The following is a 6,544-nucleotide window of genomic DNA, read 5'->3' as shown; positions in this document are numbered from 1 at the left end:
CCGATGTAGAGATGGCCAGCGTTGTGGAATACTGCGTCGATGCGCCCGTCGCGCGCCATCATGGCATCGGCCGCAGCTCGGCAATCGGCCTCCTTCAGGACATCAAGATCGACGATCGCTAGGGTGCCGTTGCTGCCTTCAGCGAACGTCTGCAGGCTGGCCGCCCGCTCGGCGTTCCTGCCGTGAGGATCGCGTATGCCGGCATAGACCGTGAGCCCCTTGCCGAGCAGCGTCTGAACCATCAGCAGGCCGAAGCCCGATCCGGTGCCCGTTACTAGGATGTTGTCAGGCATCATAATCTCCGTGTTGGCTGGCCAGGATCGAGCGGAGTTCGACCGCGGCGTTGAGCGCTTTTGGCAGGCCCGCGCTGACGATGGTGATCGCCAGGATTTCCTTGATCGCCTCGACCGAAGCGCCGAGCGCGAGCGCGTATGACGCGTGGCGCCGCATCTGAGGCCACGCGTCCGCGCCGATCGCAGCGAAGGCGGCGACAGCGGCGAGTTGGCGATCGACCGGATCGAGGATGTCTCGCGACCAGACGTCGCCGAGCGCGAAGGTAAGCGCGGCGTCGACGAGCAGTGGGAAGTCAGCAGCAAGCGGTCCGAGTATGGCGTCAGCGCTGAGGTCGGTCGCTCCGTCGTCGTTCAGTGATGATAACGTCATCTCGCCGCGGGCACGTCGGCTACCCGCCGGCTCCGCCGCCGCAGCCTCTTGGTCCCGAGGTAGATCGCCGACCACCGCCCTGACTTCGGGCGCGACGTTGAGCGCCTTCGGCACGCCCGCGGTGACCAGCGTCAGATAGACGACCTCACGCAGCTCGGCGGGCGTCGCACCGAAGTTGAGGGCATATTGAACGTGAAGCCGCAGCTGGGGGTATTCATCAACGTCATATGTATCGGCACGAGTGGCGGACGTGAATGTGTAGGTGATCGGCGCAGTAAGGAAGCTGATCGGCTTGCGGCCTTTTATCGTCACCTGCTTCATCTGCGGTAGTAGCGGGCAATTATCGACAACCAAATAACCCTCCTGTTTACAACCGCGCTGATCGTTCCTCCGTCCGGACGTGAGAGGCTGACGGCTCCAATCCGAGTTTGCGTCCGACCGAGGTTCCTGCGTGGGCCAGCAACTCTTCCGCGCCAGCCGTTCCGAGCGTCCGGCTAATTGCGATCGCGCCGACCATCTCAGCAACCGCCGATACCGCTCGGGCCCGCGGCGCGTCTGTGCTTGCACGCGCAAGCAGGGTCGCAATCCCGCCGGTCAGCCGGTCGACCGCCTGGACGAAGCGCTCCCGCGCGGCGTCGGGCAGACGGTGAAGCTCACCCGAGAGGATCGGGATTGGACAGCCCTGGTCGCGCGCGTCACGGTGGCGCATCGAGAGGTAATAGTCGACCAGCCTGCGCAGCGCCGCTTGCGGATCGACCGTGTCGAGATCCGCGAAGAACGCGTCGTAGCGATCCTTGAACATGTGACCCACGGCTTCGGTCAACAGCTCATCCCGCGATCGGAAATGCGCGTAGAAGCCGCCATGGGTCAGGCCCGCGCGGTTCATCACTGCGGCAACGCCGAAGCGGTCGGGCCCGTCCGCGCGCAATGCAGCTGCGGCTTCCGTGAGGACCCGGCCGCGGGTGCGCGCCTTGTGTTCGCTGTCGTATCGCATTGCGTCTACCTGTGGTGTGTCGCGGTTGATGCAGGAGCCGACGTCGGCGCGCCCTGCCAGCCGCCGCCGAGAGCACGGTACGCGGCGACCGCGGCGCGTGATTCCTCGGCACGGTTCGCCGCGAGACGATCCGACGCGGCGAGCAGTTCGCGGTTCGCGTCAGTGACGTCAATCAGCCCGATCACACCGCCGGCATAGGCATCCTGTGCCTGGGTGCGGGCTCGGACGAGCGCGGCGACTTGACGGTCCAGGGTGGCGCGTTCCGCATGCGCCTCCTCCAATCGTGCAAGCGCGGTTTCCACGTCCTCGGCGGCGGTCAGCACCGATCCGCGCCACGCCGCGAGCGCCTCCGCCTGGCGGCCACGTGCGCCCGCGACCTCGGCATCGACGCGGCCGAAATCGAACAGCCGCCAGCGCAAGCCAGCACCACCCGACGCCTGCACCGCGCCGCCGGTGAAGAGGTTGCTGGTGCCGAGGCTGGCGACGCCGAACAGCCCGGACAGCGACAGACGGGGATAATAATCGGCGATCGCGACGCCGATCCGCGCGCTGCTCGCGGCGAGACGGCGTTCAGAGGCGACGATGTCGGGGCGGCGGCGGATCAGGTCGGCGGCCTCGGCGCTGCCCGCGGGCATCGGCGCGGCGGGGACCGGGCGCGCATCGACCAGCAGCGCGCGGTTGCTGCCGGGCGGATCGCCGACCAGCACGTCGAGACGGTTCAGCTGCGCCTCGATCCCCGCGCGCAGCGGCGCCATTGCGGCGCGCACGCCCTCCAGTTGCGCGATCGTACGATTGCGGTCGCGATCCGCGGCGATGCCTTGATCGACACGCTGGCGGACGAGGTCGTCGAGCAGAGCCTGGTTCTTCTCCTGGTCGCGAGCGACCGCCAGGCGCGCTTGGAACGCGCGCAGTGTCAGATAGGCGTCGGCGGTTTCCGCGGCGACCGCGATGGCCACCGCGCTCGCGTTCGCCTCGGTTGCGGCAAGATCGTCGCGCACTGCCTCGCGGCCGCGGCGCAGGCCACCGAACAGGTCGATCTCCCACGATGCCTGGGTGCCGACCGCATATTCGGTGTAGCCACGCGGGCCGCCGACCGCCTGCATGATGCGGCCGATCGCGCTGTCTCGCGACTGGCTCACCGTCGTCGCAGAGCCAGTCGCGTCCAGGACCGGCAGCAGCGCCGCGCGGGCCGCGCGCGCGGCGGCGCGCGACTCGTCGATCCGCGCGCGGGCCTGCGCCAGATCGGTGTTACCAGCGACCGCGCGGTCGACCAGCGTCACCAACAGCGGATCGCCGAAGCCGCGCCACCAGTCCGCATCCGCGGCGCGCGGGTCGATCGCGGCGGCGTGGCGGAAGGCGGGCACCACCGCCGGGTCGGGGCGCACGTAATTCGGGCCGACCGTGCAGCCGGCCAGAGCCAGTGGAGCGAGGAGGAGGATCGGGATCTTGGGCATCTAGTGCGACTCCGCGGGGGAAATTGGCGGTGCGTCCTTCGGCACGCGGCAGAACGGCACCATCACCAGTGCGACGACGAACATCCCCGCCATCGTCCGGAACACCTCATCGAAGGCGATCGTCAGCGCCTCGCGACCGATCGCGCGACCGATCGACGCCTGCGCCATCAGCAGCGCCTGCGCCGGATCGGGGGTATAGGCGGCCAGCCGGGCGGCGGTCGCGGCGATATAGTCCTGCGCGCCGCGCCCCGACGCACCCAGCGCCTCGCCGAACCGCGCCGCCTGCGTCCGCGCCGCGTCGTTCAGCCAGGTGTTGACCGTCGCGATGCCGATCGCGCCGCCCAGGTTGCGCATCAGGTTGAACAGCCCGGAGGCTGAGCGCAGTTCGGGACCCTGGAACGCCGACAGCGCCATCCCGACGCTCGGCACGATGCACAGCATCACGAACAAGCCCCGGGCGAGCTGCGGGATCAGCAGCTCGCGGAATCCCCAGTTCGAGGCGACATGCGACGTCAGCCACAGGCTGAACGCGAAGCCGGTCAGCCCGATGCCGATGACGATGCGCCGGTCGACATGGTTCGACGACCAGGCGGCGATGATCGTGCTGAGCAGCTGGCTGATCCCGACGACGAACACCGTCGTCCCGATCTCGAGGCTATTATAGCCGCGCACCCGCCCCAGAAACACCGGCAGCAGATAGGTCGAGGCATAGATGCCGAAGCCGATGACGAGGTTGAAGACGCAGGCGAAGGCGAAGGTACGGTTGCGGAACGGAGAGACCCGCACGATCGGATTCTTGGAGAAGATCGATCGTTCGACGAACAACGCAAACGCGACGGTCGCGATCCAGGCGACCATCACGATCGTCGGATCGCCGAACCAGTCCTTTCGTGGTCCCTCCTCCAGCACATATTCCAGCCCGCCGAGCGCCACCGCCATCGCGACGAGGTGCGACCAGTCGATCCGCGCGAACATCGACCGGTCGGCGCGATCGACGTCGATCAGCAGGATCGTCAGGATCGTGACGAGCGCGCCGGGTGCCACGTTGATGAAGAAGATCCAGCGCCATCCGATCGCGTCGGTGATGATGCCGCCGACGGTCGGTCCGATCGTCGGTGCTAGTACTGAGACCATGCCGAGGATCGCGGGGATCAGCGCGCGCTGCTTGCCCTCGAAGATCGTAAAGCCGACCGCGAAGACGGTCGGCACCATCGCGCCGCCGACGAACCCCTGGAGCGCACGGAAGGCGATCATCGATTCGATGTTCCACGCGAGCCCGCAGGCGACGCTCGACAGCGCGAACAGTCCGGCGGACAGCGCGAACAGCCATTTGGTCGACATCGCCTGGCCGAGGAAAGCCGAAAACGGGATCATCACCAGCTCCGCCATCAGATAGGCGGTCTGGACCCAGCTGATCTCGTCGGGCCCGGCGGAGAGCCCGGCCTGCACGTCGTTGAGCGATGCGGCGACAATCTGGATGTCGAGCAGCGCCATGAACTGGCCAAAGGCGAGGATCGCGAAGATCAGATACTTGCGCGCCAGCGGCAGCGCAGCCGGGTTCGGCGCGGGCGTGGCGGTACACCGCAGCGCCCGTCCCCCATCGATCGCCGCGCTCGTCATCGTCCTATCGCCCCTTGTTGTATGACAACGGTAATATTATAGGTGTCATACGAAGGCCGCAAGGGGGTTGGAATGGATGCGATGACGAGCGATCCGGCGATGCAGGCGACCGCGCCCAGGCGGCGGTTTCCGTTGCCGTCGCGGCGTACCCTGATGGCGTCGGGGGTAGCAAGCGCAGTGGCGGTCGCGGGCGTGGTCTGGATCACCGCCCCGGCAACGTCGGAAACGACCGACGACGCCTATGTCGGCGCGGACGCGACCTCGGTCGCTCCCAAGGTCCGCGGACTCGTCGCCGAGGTCGCGGTGCGCGACAATCAGACGGTCCGCGCCGGCCAGCCGCTGGTGCGGATCGACGCGGAAGAGTTCGACGCGAAGGTGGCGTCGGCGCAATCGACGCTGGCGGATGCGCAGGCCGGCGTACAGGCGGCGCGCGCGGCGCTCGTCAGCCTGGCGGCGGAAGAGCGGCTGGCGGGCGCGCAGGTCACCGCCGCGGGCACCGCGATCAGGTCAGCCGGCGCGCAATCCGATCTCGCCGTCGCGGACCGCGGCCGCTACGCCGCGCTAGTGGCGACCGGCGCGGTCGCGCGGCGCGAGGCGGACAGCTTCGGCGCCGCAGCGGTGACCGCCGAACAGAATGCAGAACGGGCCCGCGCATTGCTGGCGGTCTCGCGCGAGACCGCGGGCGTTACCGCCGCCAAGCGGCCAGGGCTGGACGCTGCGCTCGCCACCGCGCAGGCGAAGATCGGACAGGCGCAGGCCGCGCTCGACCTCGCGCGCCAGGATCGGCGCCATGCCACGATCCTCGCGCCGATCGACGGCGTCGTCGGCAACCGCCAGGTCCGCACCGGCGACTATGTCCAGCCCGGCACGCGGCTGTTGACCCTGGTGCCGCTCCACGCGCTCTACGTCACCGCGAACTTCAAGGAGACGCAGACCGCGCGGATGCTGCCGGGCCAGCACGCGACGATCGATGCCGACGCGCTGCCGGGCGCCGAATTGCGCGGCACGGTCGACAGCGTCGCGCCGGGATCGGGCTCCAGCTTCGCGCTGCTGCCGTTCGAGCCGGGCACGGGCAATTTCACCAAGATCGTGCAGCGTGTGGGCGTCCGTATCCGTTTCGACCCCGGTCAGCCCGGCGTCGATCGGCTGCGGCCCGGCTTGTCGGTCACCGCGCGGGTGACGCTTGCGGACGAAAAGAAGAAGCGCCCATGACTGCCGACCACCCGACCGCCCACGACGGCCTCGGCCAGCTCGCTGCGATGATGGCGACGGGCCGGCAGCCGCCGATCGGCGAGACGATGAACTTCGCGCTCGTCGAATTCGAGCGCGGCCGCGCCGTGTTCGAAGGCGAACCCGATCACAGCGTCTACAACCCGATCGGGTCGGTGCATGGCGGCTATGCCGCGACCTTGCTCGACAGTGCCTGCGGATCGCGGTGCATTCGCAGCTCGGCATCGGCCAGGGCTATACGACGCTCGAACTGAAGATCGCCTATCATCGCGGCCTGTCCGACAAGAGCGGCCGCGTCCGCGCGGTCGACCGCGTCGTGACGATAGGCCGCCGCGTCGCCTTTGCCGAGGCGACGCTCCACGACGGCGATGGCCGTCTCTGCGCGACGGCGACATCGACGTTGCTCGTTTTCGACCTGCCGCGCTGACCCGCCAGTCGCACGATTTCCACCGGCGGGCTTTGCCCCGCACACAAGGACGCATCTAATGGGCAACGACATCATGGGCAAGGCCCTCATCACCGGCGCATCGTCGGGCATCGGCGCGGTCTATGCGGATCGGCTCGCGCGGCGCGGCCACGACCT

8 protein-coding genes and 1 pseudogene are annotated in these 6,544 nt (G+C 68.5%); 4 read left to right on the top strand and 5 right to left on the bottom strand.

Features of this window, described 5'->3' with window-relative positions:
* The 5 genes from HUU99_RS15150 to HUU99_RS15130 all read right to left on the bottom strand — a co-directional run.
* Positions 1-293 (bottom strand): SDR family NAD(P)-dependent oxidoreductase (locus HUU99_RS15150; protein ID WP_174287405.1); only part of this gene is annotated, 293 nt, incomplete at its 3' end.
* Positions 286-984: a carboxymuconolactone decarboxylase family protein gene (locus HUU99_RS15145; RefSeq protein WP_174287404.1), complete on the bottom strand. Its 699-nt coding sequence runs from the start codon at positions 982-984 to the stop codon at positions 286-288. The genes HUU99_RS15150 and HUU99_RS15145, both read right to left, overlap by 8 nt.
* A gap of 46 nt (positions 985-1,030) precedes the next feature.
* Entirely contained in the window at positions 1,031-1,657 is a 627-nt protein-coding gene (locus tag HUU99_RS15140; RefSeq protein ID WP_174287403.1) for a TetR/AcrR family transcriptional regulator, read from the bottom strand.
* Between the two features lie 5 nt (positions 1,658-1,662).
* Positions 1,663-3,111 (bottom strand): efflux transporter outer membrane subunit, encoded by a 1,449-nt coding sequence (locus tag HUU99_RS15135; RefSeq protein WP_174287402.1) that lies wholly within the window; start codon positions 3,109-3,111, stop codon positions 1,663-1,665.
* Positions 3,112-4,731 (bottom strand): DHA2 family efflux MFS transporter permease subunit, encoded by a 1,620-nt coding sequence (locus tag HUU99_RS15130; protein ID WP_174287401.1) that lies wholly within the window; start codon positions 4,729-4,731, stop codon positions 3,112-3,114.
* 81 nt (positions 4,732-4,812) lie between these two features.
* On the opposite strand from HUU99_RS15130, the gene HUU99_RS15125 reads away from it, so the two are divergent.
* From HUU99_RS15125 to HUU99_RS15680, 4 genes and pseudogenes are all read left to right on the top strand, one after another.
* Positions 4,813-5,943: an HlyD family secretion protein gene (locus HUU99_RS15125; protein WP_174287400.1), complete on the top strand. Its 1,131-nt coding sequence runs from the start codon at positions 4,813-4,815 to the stop codon at positions 5,941-5,943.
* Entirely contained in the window at positions 5,940-6,215 is a 276-nt protein-coding gene (locus HUU99_RS15430) for a PaaI family thioesterase (RefSeq protein ID WP_217430843.1), read from the top strand. The genes HUU99_RS15125 and HUU99_RS15430 overlap by 4 nt, the downstream gene beginning before the upstream one ends.
* A complete protein-coding gene (locus tag HUU99_RS15425; protein ID WP_217430842.1) occupies positions 6,167-6,388 on the top strand; it encodes a PaaI family thioesterase in 222 nt (73 codons plus the stop codon). The genes HUU99_RS15430 and HUU99_RS15425 overlap by 49 nt, the downstream gene beginning before the upstream one ends.
* Positions 6,389-6,446: 58 nt before the next feature.
* A pseudogene (locus HUU99_RS15680) lies at positions 6,447-6,544 on the top strand (SDR family NAD(P)-dependent oxidoreductase); the annotation flags it as partial.

It is taken from the genome of Sphingomonas bacterium, from assembly GCF_903642285.1.
Lineage (GTDB): Bacteria > Pseudomonadota > Alphaproteobacteria > Sphingomonadales > Sphingomonadaceae > Sphingomonas.
This window is presented reverse-complemented; position numbering and strand designations above follow the sequence as displayed.